The sequence below is a fragment of the Pantoea sp. Sc1 genome (assembly GCF_000255315.1).
In the GTDB taxonomy this organism is placed as follows: Bacteria; Pseudomonadota; Gammaproteobacteria; order Enterobacterales; family Enterobacteriaceae; genus Pantoea; species Pantoea anthophila.
Genome location: NZ_AJFP01000001.1, coordinates 3,746,411 through 3,767,035, shown reverse-complemented (window position 1 = coordinate 3,767,035; position 20,625 = coordinate 3,746,411). Strand labels below are relative to the sequence as shown.

The 20,625-nt window shown below is 55.8% G+C and carries 21 protein-coding genes; 14 read left to right on the top strand and 7 right to left on the bottom strand.

Annotated elements, in window-relative coordinates; all coding sequences use genetic code 11:
- The first annotated feature begins 23 nt into the window (after positions 1-23).
- A complete protein-coding gene (gene pspG, locus S7A_RS17470; protein ID WP_009092609.1) occupies positions 24-290 on the top strand; it encodes an envelope stress response protein PspG in 267 nt (88 codons plus the stop codon).
- A 208-nt stretch (positions 291-498) separates the two neighbouring features.
- Here the strand turns inward: pspG and S7A_RS17465 are convergent, their stop codons facing one another.
- Positions 499-1,482 (bottom strand): quinone oxidoreductase, encoded by a 984-nt coding sequence (locus tag S7A_RS17465; protein WP_009092608.1) that lies wholly within the window; start codon positions 1,480-1,482, stop codon positions 499-501.
- Between the two features lie 96 nt (positions 1,483-1,578).
- Between S7A_RS17465 and dnaB the strand changes: the two genes are divergently transcribed.
- From dnaB to S7A_RS17435, 6 genes are all read left to right on the top strand, one after another.
- On the top strand, positions 1,579-2,985 hold the full coding sequence (gene dnaB / locus S7A_RS17460) for a replicative DNA helicase (RefSeq protein WP_009092607.1): 1,407 nt from the start codon (positions 1,579-1,581) through the stop codon (positions 2,983-2,985).
- 129 nt (positions 2,986-3,114) lie between these two features.
- On the top strand, positions 3,115-3,594 hold the full coding sequence (locus tag S7A_RS17455; RefSeq protein WP_009092606.1) for an Lrp/AsnC family transcriptional regulator: 480 nt from the start codon (positions 3,115-3,117) through the stop codon (positions 3,592-3,594).
- A gap of 241 nt (positions 3,595-3,835) precedes the next feature.
- Positions 3,836-4,450, top strand: a complete 615-nt coding sequence (locus S7A_RS17450; protein ID WP_009092605.1) for a YitT family protein — start codon at positions 3,836-3,838, stop codon at positions 4,448-4,450.
- A 38-nt stretch (positions 4,451-4,488) separates the two neighbouring features.
- Positions 4,489-5,682, top strand: coding sequence for an amino acid aminotransferase (locus tag S7A_RS17445; RefSeq protein WP_009092604.1), 1,194 nt, complete (start codon positions 4,489-4,491; stop codon positions 5,680-5,682).
- A gap of 119 nt (positions 5,683-5,801) precedes the next feature.
- Positions 5,802-6,221 carry a secondary thiamine-phosphate synthase enzyme YjbQ gene (locus S7A_RS17440; protein WP_009092603.1) on the top strand — a complete coding sequence of 140 codons (420 nt, stop codon included), beginning with the start codon at positions 5,802-5,804 and terminating at the stop codon, positions 6,219-6,221.
- Positions 6,221-6,556, top strand: coding sequence for an MmcQ/YjbR family DNA-binding protein (locus tag S7A_RS17435; protein ID WP_009092602.1), 336 nt, complete (start codon positions 6,221-6,223; stop codon positions 6,554-6,556). The genes S7A_RS17440 and S7A_RS17435 overlap by 1 nt, the downstream gene beginning before the upstream one ends.
- Positions 6,557-6,594: 38 nt before the next feature.
- Here the strand turns inward: S7A_RS17435 and S7A_RS17430 are convergent, their stop codons facing one another.
- Both S7A_RS17430 and uvrA read right to left on the bottom strand, forming a co-directional pair.
- Positions 6,595-7,659 (bottom strand): NAD(P)-dependent alcohol dehydrogenase, encoded by a 1,065-nt coding sequence (locus tag S7A_RS17430; RefSeq protein WP_009092601.1) that lies wholly within the window; start codon positions 7,657-7,659, stop codon positions 6,595-6,597.
- A 234-nt stretch (positions 7,660-7,893) separates the two neighbouring features.
- The gene (gene uvrA / locus S7A_RS17425) at positions 7,894-10,722 is read right to left on the bottom strand and encodes an excinuclease ABC subunit UvrA (protein WP_009092600.1); all 2,829 of its coding nucleotides are present in this window, start codon (positions 10,720-10,722) and stop codon (positions 7,894-7,896) included.
- Between the two features lie 224 nt (positions 10,723-10,946).
- Here uvrA and ssb1 point away from each other — a divergent pair, with 224 nt between their 5' ends.
- A complete protein-coding gene (gene ssb1 / locus S7A_RS17420; protein ID WP_009092599.1) occupies positions 10,947-11,489 on the top strand; it encodes a single-stranded DNA-binding protein SSB1 in 543 nt (180 codons plus the stop codon).
- A 72-nt stretch (positions 11,490-11,561) separates the two neighbouring features.
- Here ssb1 and S7A_RS17415 read toward each other — a convergent pair whose 3' ends face one another.
- Complete coding sequence (locus S7A_RS17415) at positions 11,562-12,083, bottom strand: isochorismatase family protein (protein ID WP_009092598.1); 522 nt, start codon at positions 12,081-12,083, stop codon at positions 11,562-11,564.
- 122 nt (positions 12,084-12,205) lie between these two features.
- Between S7A_RS17415 and S7A_RS17410 the strand changes: the two genes are divergently transcribed.
- Both S7A_RS17410 and S7A_RS17405 read left to right on the top strand, forming a co-directional pair.
- Entirely contained in the window at positions 12,206-13,033 is an 828-nt protein-coding gene (locus tag S7A_RS17410; protein WP_009092597.1) for an AraC family transcriptional regulator, read from the top strand.
- 76 nt (positions 13,034-13,109) lie between these two features.
- Positions 13,110-14,069 (top strand): DMT family transporter, encoded by a 960-nt coding sequence (locus S7A_RS17405; protein WP_009092596.1) that lies wholly within the window; start codon positions 13,110-13,112, stop codon positions 14,067-14,069.
- Between the two features lie 924 nt (positions 14,070-14,993).
- Here the strand turns inward: S7A_RS17405 and S7A_RS17400 are convergent.
- Positions 14,994-15,389, bottom strand: a complete 396-nt coding sequence (locus S7A_RS17400; protein WP_009092595.1) for a transposase — start codon at positions 15,387-15,389, stop codon at positions 14,994-14,996.
- 525 nt (positions 15,390-15,914) lie between these two features.
- Between S7A_RS17400 and S7A_RS17395 the strand changes: the two genes are divergently transcribed.
- Both S7A_RS17395 and S7A_RS17390 read left to right on the top strand, forming a co-directional pair.
- Entirely contained in the window at positions 15,915-17,171 is a 1,257-nt protein-coding gene (locus S7A_RS17395) for an oligosaccharide flippase family protein (RefSeq protein WP_033736443.1), read from the top strand.
- Between the two features lie 8 nt (positions 17,172-17,179).
- Positions 17,180-18,130, top strand: coding sequence for an ATP-grasp fold amidoligase family protein (locus S7A_RS17390; protein WP_033736441.1), 951 nt, complete (start codon positions 17,180-17,182; stop codon positions 18,128-18,130).
- A gap of 72 nt (positions 18,131-18,202) precedes the next feature.
- Here S7A_RS17390 and S7A_RS17385 read toward each other — a convergent pair whose 3' ends face one another.
- Positions 18,203-18,484: a YjcB family protein gene (locus S7A_RS17385; RefSeq protein ID WP_009092592.1), complete on the bottom strand. Its 282-nt coding sequence runs from the start codon at positions 18,482-18,484 to the stop codon at positions 18,203-18,205.
- Positions 18,485-18,738: 254 nt separating this feature from the next.
- Positions 18,739-19,164, bottom strand: coding sequence for a superoxide response transcriptional regulator SoxS (gene soxS / locus S7A_RS17380; protein ID WP_009092591.1), 426 nt, complete (start codon positions 19,162-19,164; stop codon positions 18,739-18,741).
- 100 nt (positions 19,165-19,264) lie between these two features.
- On the opposite strand from soxS, the gene soxR reads away from it, so the two are divergent.
- Both soxR and S7A_RS17370 read left to right on the top strand, forming a co-directional pair.
- A complete protein-coding gene (soxR, locus tag S7A_RS17375; protein WP_009092590.1) occupies positions 19,265-19,750 on the top strand; it encodes a redox-sensitive transcriptional activator SoxR in 486 nt (161 codons plus the stop codon).
- A 39-nt stretch (positions 19,751-19,789) separates the two neighbouring features.
- Positions 19,790-20,455, top strand: coding sequence for a glutathione S-transferase family protein (locus S7A_RS17370; protein ID WP_009092589.1), 666 nt, complete (start codon positions 19,790-19,792; stop codon positions 20,453-20,455).
- The last annotated feature ends 170 nt before the right edge of the window (positions 20,456-20,625 follow it).

Sequence of the window (20,625 nt, the reverse complement as noted above, 5' to 3'; positions counted from 1 at the left end):
AAAGTGGATAAAGGAGTCCTGACGTGGAAATTTTATTTGTACTGGGGTTTTTCCTGATGCTGTTGCTGACCGGCGTGTCGCTGCTGGGCGTGCTGGCAGCACTGGTGGTCGCCACCCTGGTGATGTTTGTCGGCGGGCTGTTTGCACTTGTTATCAAAGTGTTACCGTGGCTGGTGCTGGCCGTGATCGCGGTCTGGCTGCATCGCGCCTTCTTTGGCGACAGCGAGGCGCGTGCACGACGTAAGCTAAGACGTAAGATCAACAGGTTAGACCGGAAAAGCTGGCGATAATTGCGGGAGTGATCACAGAGTGAGAGATTGCAAAGCCGCAATCTGCAATTAAACATATTTTTTACTTATGTTTTCTGGCAGGATGGCTTTTGTCAACGCGATGTGCCATCGACGCGACAGGAATTCATCGCCGCTGTCCCTACACCAGCGCGAACAAAAAATAAAAAAGAGAAGGGCTTCCTGCGGGAAGCCCTTTTTGTTTGTCCGGTCAGGGGATCAGCAGGCAGGAACCCTGCGTGGCGCGGCTCTCCAGGATCTGATGTGCTTTGCTGGCCTCTTTCAGCGCAAACTTCTGCTGCTCCGGTACCTCTACCCTGATTGCGCCGCTTGCCAGCAGCGAGAAGAGTTCGGCGCTGGCCGTTTCCAGCTCCTGGCGGTTGGTGATGTAGCCAAACAGCGAAGGGCGGGTAACAAACAGCGAGCCTTTCTTATTCAGAATGCCGAGGTCGATGCCGGTTACCGGCCCGGACGCGTTACCGAAACTGACCATCAGCCCGTGACGGCGCAGGGAATCCAGCGACGCTTCCCAGGTATCTTTGCCGACAGAGTCATACACCACACCCACTTTTTTCCCGTCGGTCAGCTCGCTGACGCGCGCAGCAATATTCTCTTCACGATAGTTGATGGTCGCCCAGGCCCCGGCGTTTCTGGCGATGGTTGCTTTTTCCGCAGAGCCGACCGTGCCAATCAGGTGTGCGCCCAGTGCTTTTGCCCACTGACAGGCGATTAAACCGACGCCGCCTGCTGCGGCATGAAACAGGAAGGTCTCGCCGGCGCTGATTTTATAGGTTTGCCGCAGCAGATACTGCGTGGTCAGCCCTTTCAGATAGCTGGCGGCACCCTGCTCAAAGCTGATCGCCTCCGGGAGATGCATCAGGCGATCTTCGGCCACGTTATGAAGTTCGCTGTAGGCCCCCATTGACGCCAGGCAGTAGACCACGCGATCGCCGGGTTTAAACAGGGTGACGCCACGGCCCACCCGCGACACCACGCCTGCGGCTTCCGTACCCAGCCCCGAAGGAAACGCCGCCACAGGATAGAGGCCGCTGCGCACATAGGTGTCGATGTAATTAATCCCGATCGCGCGGTGTTCCACCTGCACTTCATGTTCAGCCGGGTCAGCCGGGTCAAAATCCGTCCACGTTAACACTTCCGGTCCGCCGTGCGCGCTGAACTGAATACGCTTTGCCATTCTGACTCCTGTGATTGTTTCATCATGAGGGTGAGGCACGCACCCCAACTAAGGTATACTTGCGCGTCCCCACAGAAGATCGGTAATGCATTCACTATGGCAGGAAATAAACCCACCAACAAATCGAACGAAACGCAGGATCGCCAGCTGGCTGGCGTGAAAATGCCCCCGCATTCGCTGGAAGCGGAGCAGTCGGTGCTCGGTGGGTTAATGCTGGATAACGAGCGCTGGGATAACGTCTCTGAGCGCGTCGTCGCGAATGATTTTTTCAACCGCTCGCACCGGCTGATTTTTTCAGAGATGCAGCGGTTGCTGGAAAACAGCAAGCCCATTGACCTGATTACGCTCTCCGAGTCACTGGAAACCCGTGGCGAACTGGAGATGGCGGGGGGGTTCGCCTACCTGGCTGAGCTGGCGAAAAACACCCCGAGTGCAGCGAACATCGGCGCCTATGCCGATATCGTGCGCGAACGTGCGGTCGTACGCGAGATGATCTCCGTTGCCAACGAGATCGCCGATGCCGGTTATGATCCGCAGGGGCGGAACAGCGAAGAGCTGCTCGACTTTGCGGAATCGAACGTCTTCAAGATTGCCGAAGCGCGCGCAGATAAAGATGCCGGGCCGAAGAACATCGAGCAGATTCTGGAATCGACCGTCTCCCGTATTGAGTCGCTCTATCAGACCCCGCACGATGGCGTCACCGGCGTCGACACTGGCTATCAGGATCTGAATAAAAAGACCGCTGGCCTGCAGGGTTCAGACCTGATCATCGTCGCCGCCCGTCCTTCGATGGGTAAAACCACTTTTGCGATGAACCTGTGCGAAAACGCCGCGATGCTGCAGGATAAGCCAGTGCTGATTTTCAGTCTGGAGATGCCCAGCGAGCAGATCATGATGCGTATGCTGGCCTCGCTTTCCCGCGTCGACCAGACCCGCATCCGAACCGGCCAGCTTGATGATGAGGACTGGGCCCGTATCTCCGGCACCATGGGTATCCTGCTGGAGAAGAAGAACATGTATATCGATGACTCTTCCGGCCTGACCCCCACTGAAGTGCGTTCGCGTGCCCGGCGTATCTACCGTGAAAACGGCGGATTGAGCCTGATCATGATCGACTACCTGCAGCTGATGCGCGTGCCATCGCTGTCGGACAACCGAACGCTGGAGATTGCGGAGATCTCCCGCTCGCTCAAGGCGCTGGCCAAAGAGCTTAATGTGCCGGTGGTCGCGCTGTCGCAGCTTAACCGCTCACTGGAGCAGCGTGCCGATAAGCGTCCGGTTAACTCGGATCTGCGTGAATCGGGATCGATCGAGCAGGATGCGGATTTGATCATGTTCATCTATCGTGACGAGGTCTATCACGAGAACAGCGATCTCAAAGGGATCGCCGAGATCATCCTGGGTAAACAGCGTAACGGTCCAATCGGTACGGTGCGGCTGACGTTTAACGGTCAGTGGTCACGCTTCGACAACTACGCCGGCCCGCAATACGACGACGAATAATCTGCGCTTTATGCTGTCATGCACGATCTGTGCATGACAGCTCCCATCATCAGAAAATAGTGTTGGACAACCTCTCCGGTTATCGGGTTATCTGTAACAAAGCGACGCCTCTCACTCTGTGGAAACGGAATGACTCACGTAGACGATTACGACCTGAAAATCCTGACTTTATTACAAGCTAACGGCCGTCTTACTAACCAGGAACTCAGCGACCTGGTTGGCCTCTCCGCCTCGCAATGTTCCCGCCGCCGCATCAATCTGGAACAGGCCAATCTGATTCTGGGCTATCACGCCCGGCTCTCGCCCGATGCCATTGGCCTGGGGATGGTGGGGCTGATAGAGGTACGCTTAATCAACCACACCACCGAATATGTGGAGAGCTTTCACCGCATGGTGGAGCAGGAAGAGGCGATTGTCGACGCCTACAAAACCACCGGTGACGCTGACTATCTGCTTAAAGTGGCGGTGGCCGATCTTAACTCCCTCAGTGCACTTATCAGCCAGTTAGTGGCGGGCCATCAGAGCGTGTCTCATGTCAAAACCTCCGTGGTACTGGGGCGCATGAAAGAGAATGGCCTGATGATGCTGCCTGCGAACAAAACGCGCTAAAAAGGTGCGTGCTGTGCGTTTTTGGTGCAGACTGGCGACCATAAACGCAAAGAATACGCATCGTAACGGGATTTTGCGCATGGAGTGACGGTTTTAACCGGAAGGTATGCACGAAATCCTGTTATAAAGCGCCTTAGATATCAACGGGATATCACCAGCCTTCGGCCAGCAGCCGATTGACGCTGCGGCAATGGTGCGTTTTTTGCATTGCAACCGCATCATTTGCACTGAGATAACCCCCATGGATAACATCGCAGAACCCTCCCGCGTCCCGCATTCGCGTATTGAAGATGCGCTGGCGATGGTGCTGGGCACCCTGATGGTTTCGTTCGGCGTCATTATGCTGAAACAGGCGGGTGCCCTGACGGGCGGCACTGCCGGTATCGCCTTTCTGCTGAGCTACCTCTCCCCGCTCTCCTTTGGCAGCGCATTTTTCCTGATCAACCTGCCTTTTTACTGGCTGGCGGTAAAACGCATGGGCTGGGAATTTACCCTGAAAACCTTCTGTGCCGTCGGGCTGGTGTCGCTGTTTACGCAGCTGCACCCGCTGTTCGTTCACTTTTCCGATCTCAATCCGTTCTATGCGACACTGTTCGGTAACGTCATCATGGGGATCGGGTTTATAGTGTTGTTTCGTCATAAGGCGAGCCTGGGCGGCATCAATATTCTGGCGCTGTGGCTGCAGGATCGCGTTGGGATCCGCGCGGGTAAACTGCAGATGGCGGTCGACACCTGCGTCGTGCTGGCATCCCTGTTTGTGGTCAGTGGCCCCATCCTGCTGGCCTCCATTGCAGGAGCCGTGATCCTCAATCTGATTATTGCAATGAACCACCGTCCGGGACGCTATCGGGTTTAGCCCTCTTTACCTCTGGACCAATCATGGAGACCTACACCGTGTTTCAAAACGTTGATGCCTATGCGGGCGATCCGATTCTGTCGTTGATGGAAGCCTTTAAACAAGATCCGCGCGAACACAAAGTTAACCTGAGCATCGGGCTTTACTACGACGAGCAGAACATAATCCCGCAGCTGAAGGCCGTAGCGGCTGCTGAAGAGCAGCTCAATGCCGAGCCAAAGCAGGCATCGCTCTATCTGCCCATGGAAGGCCTGAACAGCTACCGCAACGCGATCGCGCCGCTGCTGTTTGGTGCCGACCATCCGGTGCTGCAGGCGGGTCGTATCGCCTCGATTCAGACGCTGGGGGGATCGGGTGCGCTGAAAGTCGGGGCAGACTTCCTTAAGCGTTACTTCCCGCAGTCGGCCGTCTGGGTCAGCGATCCCACCTGGGAAAACCATATCGCGATTTTTAATGGCGCAGGTTTTGAGGTGAAGAGTTACCCCTGGTATGACGCCGAAACTCACGGTGTGCGTTTTGATGCCTTTATCCATACTCTGAAAACGCTGCCAGCGCAGAGCATCGTGTTACTGCACCCCTGCTGCCATAACCCGACCGGCGCTGACCTGACCAATGCGCAGTGGGATGAGACCATTGAGGTGCTGAAAGCACAGCAGCTGATTCCTTTCCTGGATATCGCCTATCAGGGCTTTGGTGAAGGCATGCAGCAGGATGCTTATGCGCTGCGCGCCGTCGCCGCAGCCGGCCTGCCGGCACTGGTCAGCAACTCTTTCTCCAAAATCTTCTCGCTCTATGGCGAGCGCGTAGGCGGGCTCTCTGTCGTCTGTGACAGCGCCGAAGAGTCAGCGCGCGTGCTGGGCCAGCTGAAAGCGACTGTTCGCCGCAACTACTCCAGTCCGCCGAATTTCGGTGCGCAGGTCGTGGCCCGCGTCCTCAACGACGACGCGCTGAAAGCGAGCTGGCTGGATGAAGTGGAGACGATGCGTCTGCGCATTCTCGCGATGCGCGAATCACTGGTCGGGGTGCTGAGCACGGCACTGCCGGGCAAAAATTTCGACTATCTGCTGAAGCAGCGCGGCATGTTCAGCTACACCGGCCTGAGCGTGCAGCAGGTTGACCGCCTGCGCAATGAGTTCGGCATCTACCTGGTGGGCAGTGGCCGCATGTGTGTGGCCGGTCTGAACAGCAAAAATGTGCATCAGGTAGCGGAAGCCTTTGCCGCGGTGATGTAACGGCACGTCTGCTGTGAACAAACCGCCTGCCTCGCGCTGGCGGTTTTTTTATGGCTCAGGGTTTACCTTTCGGCGACATGCTGCACACTTAAACGGGGTAACCGTTTCAGGAATAAGCTATGTGGCATCAACAGACTATTACGCTGAGCGCGAAGCCGCGCGGCTTTCATCTCATCACCGATGAGATCACCGACTCGCTCTCCGGATTGCGTGATATCAAAACCGGTCTGCTGCATCTGCTGTTGCAGCATACGTCGGCGTCATTAACCTTAAATGAAAATTGCGATCCGACGGTGCGCAGCGATATGGAGCAGCATTTCCTGCGGCACGTGCCGGAGAATGCGCCTTATCAGCACGACTACGAAGGACGTGATGACATGCCGGCGCACATTAAATCCTCGACCCTGGGCGTGTCGCTCTTGCTGCCGGTTCAGCGGGGACGCCTGGTTCTGGGGACCTGGCAGGGTATCTGGCTGGGCGAGCATCGCATTGAGGGCGGTGCCAGGCGGATTGTCGCCACTTTACAAGGGGAATCGTGATGAATCACTCAGACTTACTGACCTACTGCATGAGCAAGCCGGGCGCAGAGCAGAGCGTCCACAGTGACTGGAAGGCCACGCAGATCAAAAGCAACGGTGTGCTGTTTGCGATGGTACATGAGGTAAAAGGGCGGCCTGCGGTTTCGCTGAAATCGACGCCGGCGCTGGCAGAGCTGCTGCGCGAAGAGCATAGCGACATCATTCCCAGCGAGCATCTGAATAAATCACACTGGAGCACGCTGTTCCTGGATGGGTCGCTGAAGGATTCGCAGATCTACTATCTGGTCGATGCCTCCTTCCAGCAGGTTGACGCCGCGCGCCAGGCCGCGCTTTAACACCCTCCTGCCTGAGCAGGAGGGTGCAGGCGACCCGATCAGGCAGCCGACTGCTCGCGCAGGGTGTTGATATCGATAACAAAGCGATATTTCACATCGCTTTTCAGCATGCGCTCATAGGCTTCGTTGATCTGATCCATCGCGATCAGTTCGATGTCCGAGGTGATGCCGTGCTCGCCACAGAAATCGAGCATCTCCTGCGTTTCTGCGATACCGCCAATCAGTGAACCGGCGATGCTGCGACGTTTGAAGATCAGGTTAAACACCTGCGGAGCCGGGTGATCGTGCTCAGGTGCGCCGACCAGCGTCATATTGCCATCCAGCTTCAGCAGGGTGATGAAGGGGTTAAGGTCGTGCTGAGCGGCAACGGTGTTCAGGATAAAGTCGAAGCTGTTGGCGTGCTGCGCCATCTGCTCTGGATCTTTGGAGATCACCACCTCATCGGCGCCCAGGCGTTTGCCATCCTCGATTTTGGATGGCGAGGTGGTGAACAGCACCACATGCGCCCCCATCGCATGAGCAATTTTCACGCCCATGTGCCCCAGGCCACCCAGGCCTACGATACCGACTTTTTTGCCGGGGCCGACATTCCAGTGGCGCAGCGGCGAGTAGGTCGTGATACCGGCACACAGCAGCGGCGCGACGCCCGCCAGATCCAGGTTTTCCGGAATGCGCAGCACAAAGCTCTCATCCACAACCATCGCCGTTGAGTAGCCGCCGTAGGTGATCGCACCGGTCTCGCGGTCTTCACCGTTGTAGGTGCCGACAAAACCGTTTTCACAATATTGCTCCAGCCCCTGCTGACAGCTCGGGCAGCTGCGGCACGAATCCACCATGCAGCCTACGCCAACCAGATCGCCGACTTTGTATTTCTGGGTCTGTGGGCCCACCGCGGTGACGCGACCCACAATTTCATGCCCCGGAACCACAGGGAAAATCGTGTTTTTCCACTCATTACGGGCCTGATGCAGGTCTGAGTGGCAGACGCCACAGAACAGCACCTCAAGCTGAACGTCATGGGCGCGCAGCTCACGCGGCTTATAATCGAACGGTGCCAGTTTGGATTTTGCATCCTGAGCAGCATACGCATGCGTAATATTCATGGTGTCTCCAGTTTCGATGTGTCGTGAGTGTTTTCTGATGAAGTGCAGCAGCGCAGTGGTGCTGCAAAAAACAGGGCGACGCCAGGGGCGTGCCAAAGAGGAACCGCTTAAGGATAGTCAGCGTGGGGAAAGGCGTATATGCCTATACATGTCTGAATCTTGCCTGATTCTGCATTTTTCTGGCTGAACCGGCAGCAGAAATAAGCAGGCCCGCACGGGGCGGGCCTGGCATCATTACTTCTGTAACAGGGGCTTCAGGAAGCGCGCGGTATGCGATTTCTCACACTCCGCCACGGTCTCCGGCGTGCCGGCAATCAGGATTTCGCCGCCGCCGCTGCCGCCTTCCGGGCCAAGGTCGACAATCCAGTCAGCGGTTTTCACCACGTCGAGGTTGTGCTCAATCACCACGATGGTGTTGCCCTGGTCGCGCAGCTGATGCAGGACTTCCAGCAGCTGCTGAATATCGGCAAAGTGCAGGCCGGTGGTCGGCTCATCAAGAATGTAGAGCGTCTGACCGGTACCACGCTTCGACAGTTCACGCGCCAGCTTCACGCGCTGAGCTTCACCACCGGAGAGGGTGGTGGCGGACTGGCCGAGACGAATGTAGGAGAGACCCACATCCATCAGCGTCTGCAACTTACGCGCCAGCGCCGGAACCGCATCAAAGAACTCACGTGCCTCTTCGATGGTCATCTCCAGCACCTCGTGAATGCTCTTACCTTTGTACTTCACTTCCAGCGTTTCACGGTTATAGCGTTTGCCTTTGCACTGATCGCACGGCACATAGATGTCCGGCAGGAAGTGCATTTCGACTTTCAGCACGCCATCGCCCTGACAGGCTTCACAGCGTCCGCCGCGCACGTTAAAGCTGAAACGACCCGGCGTGTAACCGCGTGACCGCGCTTCCGGCACGCCAGCAAAGAGTTCACGCACCGGGGTGAAGATGCCGGTGTAGGTCGCCGGGTTGGAACGCGGCGTGCGGCCAATCGGACTCTGGTCGATGTCGATGACTTTGTCAAAGTGCTCCAGTCCCGCCACCTCGCGGTAAGGGGCCGGCTCTGCGATGGTGGCACCGTTCAGCGCCCGCTGCGCAATCGGGAACAGCGTATCGTTAATCAGGGTCGACTTACCGGAGCCGGAGACACCGGTAATGCAGGTGAACAGACCCACCGGCAGCGTCAGCGTGACATCCTTGAGGTTATTGCCGCGCGCGCCGGTAATCTTCAGCACCTTAGATGGATCGCCCTTCACCCGCGCCTCCGGCACGGCGATTTCACGCTTGCCGCTCAGGAACTGGCCCGTCAGGGACGCTTCCTGCGCCATGATCTCATCCACGGTGCCTTCTGCCACTACCTGGCCGCCATGCACGCCTGCACCCGGACCAATGTCGATCACGTGGTCGGCGGCACGAATCGCATCTTCATCGTGCTCAACCACAATCACCGTATTACCGAGATCGCGCAGGTGAATCAGGGTACCGAGCAGACGCTCGTTGTCGCGCTGATGCAGGCCGATTGACGGTTCGTCCAGCACATACATAACGCCCACCAGACCGGCACCGATCTGGCTCGCCAGACGGATACGCTGCGCTTCACCACCGGAAAGGGTTTCAGCGGAGCGCGACATCGACAGGTAGTTCAGGCCGACGTTCACCAGGAAGCTCAGGCGATCGCTAATCTCTTTCAGCACCTTTTCGGCAATCTGCGCACGCTGGCCGCTGAGCTTCAGATTTTCAAAGAAGGACATCGCGTGACCGATGCTCATCTCAGAGATGGTCGGCAGCGTCGTATCTTCGACAAAGACATGGCGCGCTTCGCGACGCAGACGGGTGCCTTCACAGCTCGCACAGGCGCGGTTGCTGATGAACTTCGCCAGCTCTTCGCGCACCGCTGAGGATTCGGTCTCTTTGTAGCGACGCTCCATGTTGTTGAGCACGCCTTCAAACGGATGACGGCGAACCGAGGTGTCGCCACGGTCGTTGATGTACTTAAATTCGATGCTCTCTTTGCCAGAGCCGTACAGGATCACTTTCTGCACGTTGTCGGGCAGGCTGCCGAACGGCGCTTCAATATCAAAACTGAGGTGGTCCGCCAGCGAACGCAGCATCTGGAAATAGTAAAAGTTGCGGCGGTCCCAGCCACGGATTGCGCCACCGGCCAGGGAGAGCTCAGGGTTCTGCACCACGCGATCCGGATCGAAATATTGCTGTACGCCCAGGCCGTCGCAGGTCGGACAGGCGCCTGCCGGGTTATTAAACGAGAACAGGCGCGGCTCCAGCTCACTCATGCTGTAACCACAAATCGGGCAGGCGAAGTTCGCGGAGAAGAGCAGCTCTTCGGCCTCGCTGTCATCCATGTCCGCCACGATCGCCGTGCCGCCTGAGAGCTCCAGGGTTGTCTCAAAGGATTCGGCCAGACGCGTCGCCAGGTCGTCACGCACTTTAAAGCGGTCAATCACCACTTCGATGGTGTGTTTCTTCTGCAGCTCCAGTTTCGGCGGGTCTGACAGGTCGCACACTTCGCCGTCGATACGCGCACGGATGTAGCCCTGCGTCGCCAGATTTTCCAGCGTTTTGGTGTGCTCACCCTTGCGATCTTTCACCACCGGTGCCAGCAGCATCAGACGGCGGCCTTCCGGCTGAGCCAGAACCTGATCGACCATCTGGCTCACGGTCTGCGCCGCCAGCGGTACGTTGTGGTCCGGGCAGCGCGGTTCGCCCACGCGGGCAAACAGCAGACGCAGGTAGTCGTGGATCTCGGTGATGGTTCCCACCGTCGAGCGCGGGTTATGCGAGGTGGATTTCTGTTCAATAGAGATGGCGGGCGACAGACCTTCGATATGATCGACGTCCGGCTTCTCCATTAACGAAAGAAACTGGCGCGCATACGCAGAGAGCGACTCCACATAGCGGCGCTGACCTTCCGCATACAGCGTATCAAACGCCAGTGAGGATTTACCGGAGCCTGACAGGCCGGTCACCACAATGAGTTTGTCGCGTGGGATGGTCAGGTTAATGTTTTTCAAATTATGGGTGCGGGCACCACGAACTTCGATCTTATCCATTCACCTTTCCCGGATTAGCAGCACTCACCGCGCCTTGCCGACACGGCCAGAATAAACGTGTCATTATGGCACAAAAAATAGACTGAATAAATATCCAGTACTCTGTGGTCCGGACGTGCGAAGGATTAAAACCGGAACGCGGCTCGAAAGTGGGAAACAGTGAGCAGGACGTGTTAGAATTGATGGATTAGACTGAATGCATTAACTCATCGGGAGACAGCAACATGGCCAGTCGTGGCGTTAACAAAGTGATTCTTGTCGGGAATCTGGGTCAGGATCCGGAAGTACGTTATATGCCAAATGGTGGCGCTGTTGCCAACATTACGCTGGCTACGTCGGAGAGCTGGCGTGATAAGCAGACCGGTGAAAACAAAGAGATCACCGAGTGGCACCGTGTGGTGCTGTTTGGCAAACTGGCTGAAGTCGCGGGTGAATATCTGCGCAAAGGCTCTCAGGTTTACATCGAAGGTCAGCTGCGCACCCGTAAATGGCAGGATCAGGGTGGCCAGGAACGTTACACCACCGAAGTCGTGGTTAACGTCGGCGGCACCATGCAGATGCTGGGCGGCCGTCAGCAGGGCGGTAATGCCGGTGCAGGCGCGCAGGGTGGTGGCAACAACAATGGCTGGGGCCAGCCGCAGCAGCCGCAGGGCAACAACAATCAGTTCAGCGGCGGCGCGCAGTCCCGTCCGCAGCAGCCGCAGAGTGCGCCTGCCAGCAACAACAACGAACCGCCAATGGATTTTGACGACGATATTCCGTTCTGATTCATCTGGCCTGACGCGTTTAAAAAGCCCGCTATGCGGGCTTTTTTTATGCGCGGCCCTGGCTGACCGGGGCTATGACCATTCCGCCAGTATGGCATCCGTGCTCAGCACGCGCGGCACGTTGCCAGGGATCAGCAGCGAGGCCCACACCTCGTTGTGCTGATTAATCAGCGCTTCGGCCCCGACCCAGCGGCGATCGGCGGTGGTGTGCGCATCCGCCGCCACGGTAATCGCATAGCCCGCACTGGCCCCTGTTTTAATCGTGGTATCCAGACAGTAGTCGGTCGCACAGCCGCACACCACAAACGCCTCCACCTCCAGACGCTTTAACAGCGCGGTCAGCTCTGTCTGCCAGAAGCTGTCGCAGGCCGTTTTCGTCACGTAATGCGCGCCCGCAGGCTGAACCAGTTCCGGCAGCAGATCAAAGCTGGGGTTGCCCTCGCACATCGTGCCTTCACGATGCTGAATAAAGAGGATGATATCGGCGCGATCGGTCAGCCGGTTGATCCGGTCAACCCGGCCTGCTTTATCGAAACGTGGTGTGCTGAACACGCCGTTCTGCATATCAATGACGATGACGACTCGCTGTGCCATGCTGACTCCCTCAGAATGAGAAAAAAACAGTGTTACCTGCGGCGCGGCGGATAGCAATCTTTTGCATTTTCCCCCCGGTCGCAGGCATGCTAATCCGACATCGGATAAATAAGGAGAGAGAAGTGGAAGGTGTTCCGGCTGTTTTTCCCTGTGAAAAAGACCGCGCACAGTTTCAGCAACCGGCCGCGTTGCCCGGTGTGGAACTCTATCAGGCTCACATCTCCCGCTACGCTTTTGAACCCCATACCCATGAAGCCTTTGGCATTGGCACGATTGAGGCGGGTGCGCAGCGTTTTCGCTATCGCGGCACCGAATATACCGCGCCTGTGAACTCGCTGGTGACCATGAATCCGGATGAGCTGCATACCGGTGAGTCAGCCTGTGACGAGGGCTGGCGCTATCAGATGATCTACATTCAGCCGCAGCTGATGGATGAACTGACCGGCGATCGCGGCTGGTGGTTTAACGAGGCGCTGCTGACCGATCCGCGCATCGCGCAGCCGCTCTCCCGCACGCTGGCCGCACTCTGGCAGGCGGAGTCCGGACTGGCGCGCCAGAGTCTGCTTTCCGAACTGCTGTTGCAGATTCGCCCGCTGGCGCGGATGTCGTCACCGGGCAGGCCCGAGGGAGGGCATCGCTTTGATCAGGTGCGTGATTTTCTGCGGGCAAATCTGGCGGAACCGGTGCGGCTGGAGGAGCTGGCGGCGCTGGCCTCGCTGTCGCCGTGGCACTTTTTACGCGCTTTCCGCCAGCACTATCACGTCACGCCGCATCAGATGCTGATGGCTTTCCGCCTCTATGATGCCAAACAGCGACTGGCACAGGGCGAAGCCGCTGCCAGTGTCGCAGCGGCCGTCGGGTTAACCGATCAGGCTCATCTGACCCGCGCCTTTGCTAACCGCTATGGCATTACGCCTGGCCGCTATCAGAAACAGGTGCGCCAGCCCTGACACAACCGCAATCTGCTACAAGCCTTCCTCCTTCACTCCCGCCACACTGTGAAAAAAAGCTATACGGGAAAAAGTCATGTTTGCTGGTGTTATGTTTGCCGTTACCGCGGGGCTGATGTGGGGGCTGATCTTTGTCGGGCCGCTGCTGGTGCCTGACTACCCTGGTGCACTGCAGTCGGCGGGACGTTATGTGGCGTTCGGGCTGATTGCGCTGCCGCTGGCCTGGCACGATCGCCGCCGGTTGCGCCAGCTGGGGCGGGCCGACTGGCGCGAGGCAGTGAAACTCTCGCTGGTGGGTAACCTCTTCTATTATGCGTTTCTGGCCAGTGCCATTCAGCGCACCGGCGCGCCGGTCTCCACCATGATTATCGGCACACTGCCGGTGGTGATCGCCGTTACCGCCAATCTCTGTTACGGCCATCTTGAAGGACGTTTGCCCTGGCGGCGGCTCTTTCCGGCGCTGGTGATGATGGCGGCCGGGTTGCTCTGCGTCAATGCGGCGGAGTTGCGGAGCCAGGGTGCAACGCTGGATCTTAGTCGTTACCTGACCGGCATCGTGCTGGCACTGCTGGCGGTGGTCTGCTGGACCTGGTATCCGCTGCGCAATGCCCGCTGGCTGCGCACTCATCCCGCACTGCGACCCTCGACCTGGGCGACGGCGCAGGGGCTGGTGACGCTGCCGATGGCGCTGACCCTGTATGCGCTGGTCAGCGTTCAGATCGCCTGGCAACAGCCTGACTTCCCGCTGCCGTTCGGGCCACATCCGTCACTCTTTATCTTTCTGATGCTGGCGATTGGCCTGCTCTGCTCCTGGCTCGGCAGCCTGTGCTGGAACGCAGCCAGCCAGCGTCTGCCCACGGTACTGATGGGGCCGCTGATTGTTTTTGAGATCCTGTTCGGTCTGTTATGGACTTTTCTCTGGCATCAACGCTGGCCACCCCTGCTCACCGTTATCGGCATTGCCTGCCTAATGGCTGGCGTGCTGTGGGCAATGCGTATCAAACCACAGCCGCGGGTGGTCGCTCTCAGCGGATAACCCTCACCGATCTCTGGAATAAACTGGCCGTGCGAAGTCCGCTTTGCCCGGCTTTTTAAGACAAAACCCTATCCCGATTTGCACTCTGTCCGACAGATTTTTGCCGCGAAATCGATTTCATGCGATGCGAAGGGGGAAAATCTCGTCGGGTTAACCCCTGCCATACACCCCCGGTCAGCAAAAAAACGGCACTTTTCACCCGCTGAAGGCGGATCGTTTACCTCCGGGATGCAATTTCCTGCACAGATAGCGCCCATAAATCAGGAAAAAAAGCGCAGCATTATGGACGTTACGCTTTTCTCTGCCGCATTTTATTGGATTGTGACCCTGAGTTATGCCCGTTAAAAACCACTATTAACTTCATTCCACATTCAATGAGTAAGAAAATTCCGCCGCTGCGTTTTTAATTAAAGATTAATCTGTGGCATCAATGATGCGCAATGAAGAGAGTGAAAAGATAGCCACATAACGTTAGTGATAAGGAGCAATAAACTATTTATGCCGGATTAATCCTGGAGAAACTATTGCGGAAAAGGCACGCAAAGGAATTAAAGCGTAACCGCAAAAAGTTTGGGTTAGGGCCAGGATTAACTTAAAAGAAGTGTGATTATTTTTCGTTCTAAGTTTAAAGCGTCTTAATGTTATCCAGACGCTTTGGTAGTGGGGTTTAGCAGCACTTAACAAAAAAAGAGGAGGCCCAATCCCGCTAAAACGAGATTGGGAGGGGAAGAATCGGCGTAGAATGCGAGACTTTTGCTGTTGTGAATCAATTTTACCGCAAAAAAAGAAGCTTAGCCGTGAAGCCATTCATTAGTTATAAATGGAGCGGAAAGGGGTGCCGCAATTGTCCTGTTAAATGATCTTCATCTCTTCTGGTAAGAACAAATCTCAGCGTTAAGTCTGGTAAGCGCGGTAGCATGGGGGTTATCGGTTCTCCGTGCCTGACGGATAATGGTAAACGCTGCGGCTGATATCCAGCAGGCGGCAGCTGCGGCGGGTGCCGATGTCAAACGTGGTCTGCAGGAAGTCTACAGCCTGACGCTTTTCATTCGTGGTAAAGAAGTGCTTAAGCACGCTCTGCAGCATCTCTTTATCCGAGTTGAGGGTCTGCAGCTCACGCGTCGCATTCTGCAGTTTTTCTTCCAGCTCCTTGATTTTTCTGCCTTCTTCCGAAGACAACCCAGAAAACTTCTTCTTCCAGCTGTAGAACGTGGCTTCAGAGATGCCTAACTCTTCACAAATCTCTCTGACTTTCACGCCCGATTCAGAAGCTTTAATGGCATTTGTGATTTGATCTTCGCTGTATCGTGACTTTCTCATAAATGCTCTTACCTTTCTTATCGATTAATGGATGAGAATGACTTTAATAATTTCTGGCACTGTAAGATTCTATTAATGCAGTATTAAAGTGCGCCAATGGAATAGCGAAGCCTAAATTAAGATATTTAGAATAAATATCATCATGGGATAAATCTTATTTTATTCTTATCCGCAGGCCGCGCCTTCCTGGAGGCGGATTTTTGTTATAAATTCATCGCATCCCGAATACGGAAAAATTAAACGTAAACCGGATATTTAGCCTGACCGACCCGAATAATAGGGGGGTTGTGGCCGTTTAAGGTTGGGTTATTTTCAGCCTGAAATCGTTTCCATTTGAAGTGATTCGCGCCAGATATAATAAGAATTATCCTGAATTCACTCTCCGGATTATGATCAACTTCTCAATTTTCGGACCAGTTTGGTCTGAAGTCTTACATTTTCGCCAGGCCTACTGCGCGCTTATTAATTCGTTACAGGGATGTTGTACCGAAGCGGTTGTAGTTGAGTAATACTAAGGAAGAGTCGATGAAATTGAGCGTAATGTCTAATGCCGCCTGGATGATGTCTGAAAAGATCATCTCCGTATTTGGCGTCATTTTTGTGACGTCTTACGTGGCAAAATCCTTTGGCCCAACGGTGTTTGGCCAGATGGCGTTTTCAACCTCACTATTTGCAATGGTGCAAACCGTTGCCATCTTTGGCACCGAAACCATTCTGTTTAAGCGTGTCAGCAAAAATGCCTCAAAAGGCCTGCGTCTGATGAGCATCGCCCGGACGCTGCGGATGGTGTTGTTACTGGTCACTTCGGTGCCAGTCTTAATCTGGGTCTGGTACAACATGCAGGAAAATTTTCTGGCATTTGCACTGGCCTCATTTGTGGCGTCCGTTTTTGTCACCCAGGACACGTTCAGCGTCTACAACAATGCGCGGCTGGCCTCGCGCCTGAATACCGTTGCCAATGCGACAGGCATGCTGCTGAGTTTCGGCATCAGCTTTACCATCGCCTGGCTGCGCCTCAATCCGCTCTGGCTGACGCTCTCCATTGTGTCGGTGACCCTGGTGCCTTACCTGATTAAGCGTCACAACTTCTATCAGGATCATCAGGACCAGATGCCGCCGCGCGAAAAGCGTACCACCTATGTGCGTTATCTGATGTATGCCGGTCTGCCACTGGCCATCTCCAGCATCTTCATCTCTGTGCAGGTGAAAGCGGCGCAGATGTTTCTGGCAGGCACCGCGCCGGCGCGCGACCTCGGCCTGTTTGCAGCGGCGAATACCATTTCCGCCTCCTGGATTTTTATCCCGGTGGCGCTCATCACCTCCTGCTTCACTGAAATTTTCAGGGAGCGCGGCGAGGTCGCCATTAAGCTTGCCGCCCGGCTCAATGGCTATGTTATGGCGGTTTCACTGCTGATGCTGCTGATCATCTCGCTCTTCGGCGAGCGGATCATCATCGCGTTGTACGGGCCGGAATACACACAGTCAGGAAGTCTCATTACGTTGCTGTCGATAGCCACCAGCTTTTCGGCAATGGGGACCGTAGCCTATCGCTACATGGTTAAAGAGGGAGGATTCAATTACCTGCTGAGGAAAATCGTCTGTCTGATGGTCATCAGTTTGCCGCTCTCCTGGTGGTTGATCCAGGGTCACGGCATCATGGGGGCCGCGTGGAGCGTTTTCCTTTCAGAACTTTTGTCCCTGACCGTAATGAATTACTTCTTTAAAAACGGCGTCATTCAAAAGATTCAGGTTTCCTCACTCAACTACAAAACCTACAAATGAGGTCAGATATGCTCAAGTTGAAAGAAGAACTCAGAAGAAGTGTGCAGTATTTTATTAAGAAGATGCCCTGGGCTTATCAGGATCGTATCTACTACTTCCACAAGTTCAGAAAACTGCCCAATCTGCGTCAGCCAAAAGTGTTCAACGAGAAGGTGCTGTACCGTAAGTTTATCTTCGGCGATTACCAGAACTACGGTCGCCTGTCAGATAAGTACTCGGTGCGCGAATTCATTGCTGAGAAAATCGGTGATGAGTACCTGATCCCGCTGGTACACGAAACCACTGACCCGACCACGCTGAACAGCTTACCCTGCTGGAAGGGGACGGTGATTAAACCGAACCACGCCTCCAACATGGTAGAGATCCTGCTGGAAGAGCCGGATGCCCTGCGCAAGCAGCAGATCATTCATGACTGCTATCGCTGGCTGAAGACCGACTTCGCCAACGAAGCGCGTGAGATTCACTATCGCTACATCAAGCCACGTATTCTGGTGGAGAAGTACATTGGTGATGGCAAAAGCGCGCCGATCGATTACAAGTTCCATATGTTCAACAAGCGTGATGGCCGGTTTGAATATGTGCTGCAGGTGATCTACAACCGCTGTCAGCCGCTGCTGTCGATGAATTTCTACGTGAATAACCTCCAGGAGGCGTATCACAAGATTCGTGACACCGGACTGGATGTCTCACCGATCATGCCGTCACTGGAACATGCGCTCGAACTGAGCAAGAAGCTGGCCAGTGATTTCGACTATGTGCGCGTGGACTGGTATATCCATGACGAGCGGATCTACTTTGGCGAACTGACCTTCACCCCAGGTGCAGGACTGGTCACCGGACTGGATCGCGGTTTAAATCAGATGATGGGAGATATGTGGATTCAGGACCGCCGCGGAACGCAGAGCCCGGGCGTTACAGTGCAGGATGTGAATATCCCTGCCATGTTGAAGAAAATTTAAACACACAGCAATATAAAAAACCCCGCGCAGCGGGGTTTTTTATGCCTGTCGATTGGGGATTATCGCGATCGATCAGGGCATCGGCCAGTCAGCAGGGGCCTGGCTCATCACATCGATAAACGCATGCTTTGAGATTTCCAGGAAGTTATGCACGTTTTCCATGCTCAGGGTAATGCCCATCAGCCCCGTCACAAACCAGCAGGTCACACCTAAACCAATCCCGCCACACATAAATGCCATCACATGACGGCTATCCTGACGCAGTCGGGTTTTCAGGGTACTGGCAAAAAACATCAGAACTGCGCTCAGCAACTCCCAGCGCATAACAAGAAAACTGGCGGTTAACGTGGCCATCGGTGGACCTCAATATCAGTAAGGATTCCTGACAATTCGCGGACATCACCGGCGGCAGAAAAGCGTGTCAGGAGGGGCTTTTTCGCCGTCAAACCAGGTTCAAAGTGTGACTTGGGTCACATTATATCACCCGATTTTAAATTTTGAACAAAATTTGACTCTGGTATGGCAGCTGGAGCGGGGGAAAAATGAACGGCAGGGGAGGAAATGCGGGAAATTCAGTCAGATGCGCCTGTTGCAGGCGCATCTGCCGGTCAGCGAACCGGACAGCACTCACCGGTGGTGCGCTGGGTATAGCTGCCAATGCCGTCGTTGCAGCCAAAGCTCAGCAGGCGAGGGCGCTGAATCGCCTGACGTCGCATGGTATGCCGGTAGGCGGTTGGCGTCTGCGAAAACTGGCGGCGAAACACGCGGGAGAAGGTCTGCTGCGAGTCGTAGCCATATTGCATTGCGATATCAAAAACCGGGCGCTGTGTCTGCGACAGCGCTTCTGCTGCCAGGGTCAGGCGACGCTCACGAATATAGCCACCCAGCGTCTGTTTCGTCACGGTACGGAACATACGCTGCAGGTGCCATTTTGAATAACCCGATTTAGCGGCAACTTCATCGATCGACAGACTCTTGTCGAGGTTCTGGTCAATCCAGTGCGTCAGGGAATGAATGATCTCTTCTTGCATCATGGCCTCATCCTTCTGGTGCTTAATAAGTGATATAGGGAGTTTCGTCGTTTTGATAGAGAAGGAGTATAATTCCTCAAGTTAACTTGAGGTAAAGGGCCTGATGAAAAAAGAACGCAACTATCCAAAACCGGTGTTAACACCGGGTGAGGTGGCGCGCCGTAGTGGTGTGGCGGTGTCGGCACTGCACTTTTATGAAAGCAAAGGGCTGATTTTCAGTACGCGTAACAGCGGCAATCAGCGGCGATACAGTCGTGACGTGCTGCGACGCGTGGCGATTATCAAGATTGCTCAGCGCATCGGTATTCCGCTGGCGACGGTCAGCGACAGTCTCGATCACATCCCGGCTGACAAACGGATGTCGACACCGGAATGGGATGCGCTGACCCGGCACTGGCGCGAAGAGCTGGATAAGCGCATCGAAACTCTGACCCGCCTGCGCAACGATCTGGATGGATGTATCGGCTGCGGCTGCCTGTCGATGCGCGACTGCCCGCTGCGTAATCCCGGCGACCGGCTGGGCGAGCAGGGGTCGGGTGCGGTGCTGCTGGACCCGGAACAGGATGATAAACATCCGGATGTGGAGTGACGTCTATACTGAAGAGAGGTCAAAACACAGGGAATCATGATGATCACCGTTCACCATCTTGAGCAATCGCGCTCGCAACGCGTATTGTGGCTGCTGGAAGAGCTGGAAGTGCCGTACCAGATTAAACGCTATCAACGCGAACCGACGATGCTGGCCCCGGAGGCGCTGAAAAAGGTGCATCCGCTGGGGAAATCGCCGGTGATTACCGACGGCAACCGGGTTGTGGCCGAGTCGGGAGCCATCCTGGAATACCTGGAAGAGAACTACGATCACACCTTCCGGCTGAAAATCAGTGATGAGGCGTCACGTCTGCAGTGCCGCTACTGGCTGCACTACGCCGAGGGATCGCTGATGCCGCTGCTGGTGATGAAGCTGATCTTCGGGCAGATGGGCAAAGCCCCGGTGCCGTGGCTGCTGCGTCCGGTCGGGGCGGCATTCGGGAAAGGGGTGCAGAAGGCGTTTCTGGATAAACAGCTAAAGCCGCACATGAAGATGATTGAACAGCATCTGGCGGCTAACCCCTGGTTTGCCGGTGAGCGCTTCTCCATAGCCGATGTCCAGATGAGCTTTCCGCTGCTGGCACTGGCGCAGCGCGCCGGGCTGGATCAGATGCCCGCCACCCGGAAATGGTTAGAGACCGTACAGCAGCGCGCCGCCTGGCAGCGCGCGATCGCTCAGGGCGGCGAGCTTTCGCTGCCAGGCTGATCCTCTTTTTCGCCCGGCAAGCCGTCTCTCTTCACGGCTATGCCGGTGCCCCGTCCGTCAGAAACCGCTTTAACATCAATGCGTCAGCGCGTTGCCCTGGCCCCGGCTGCACGATTTTCCGCCCTGAACCGCGGATCTTTATGCTGAACAATCTCCCTCTGACAGTTGAA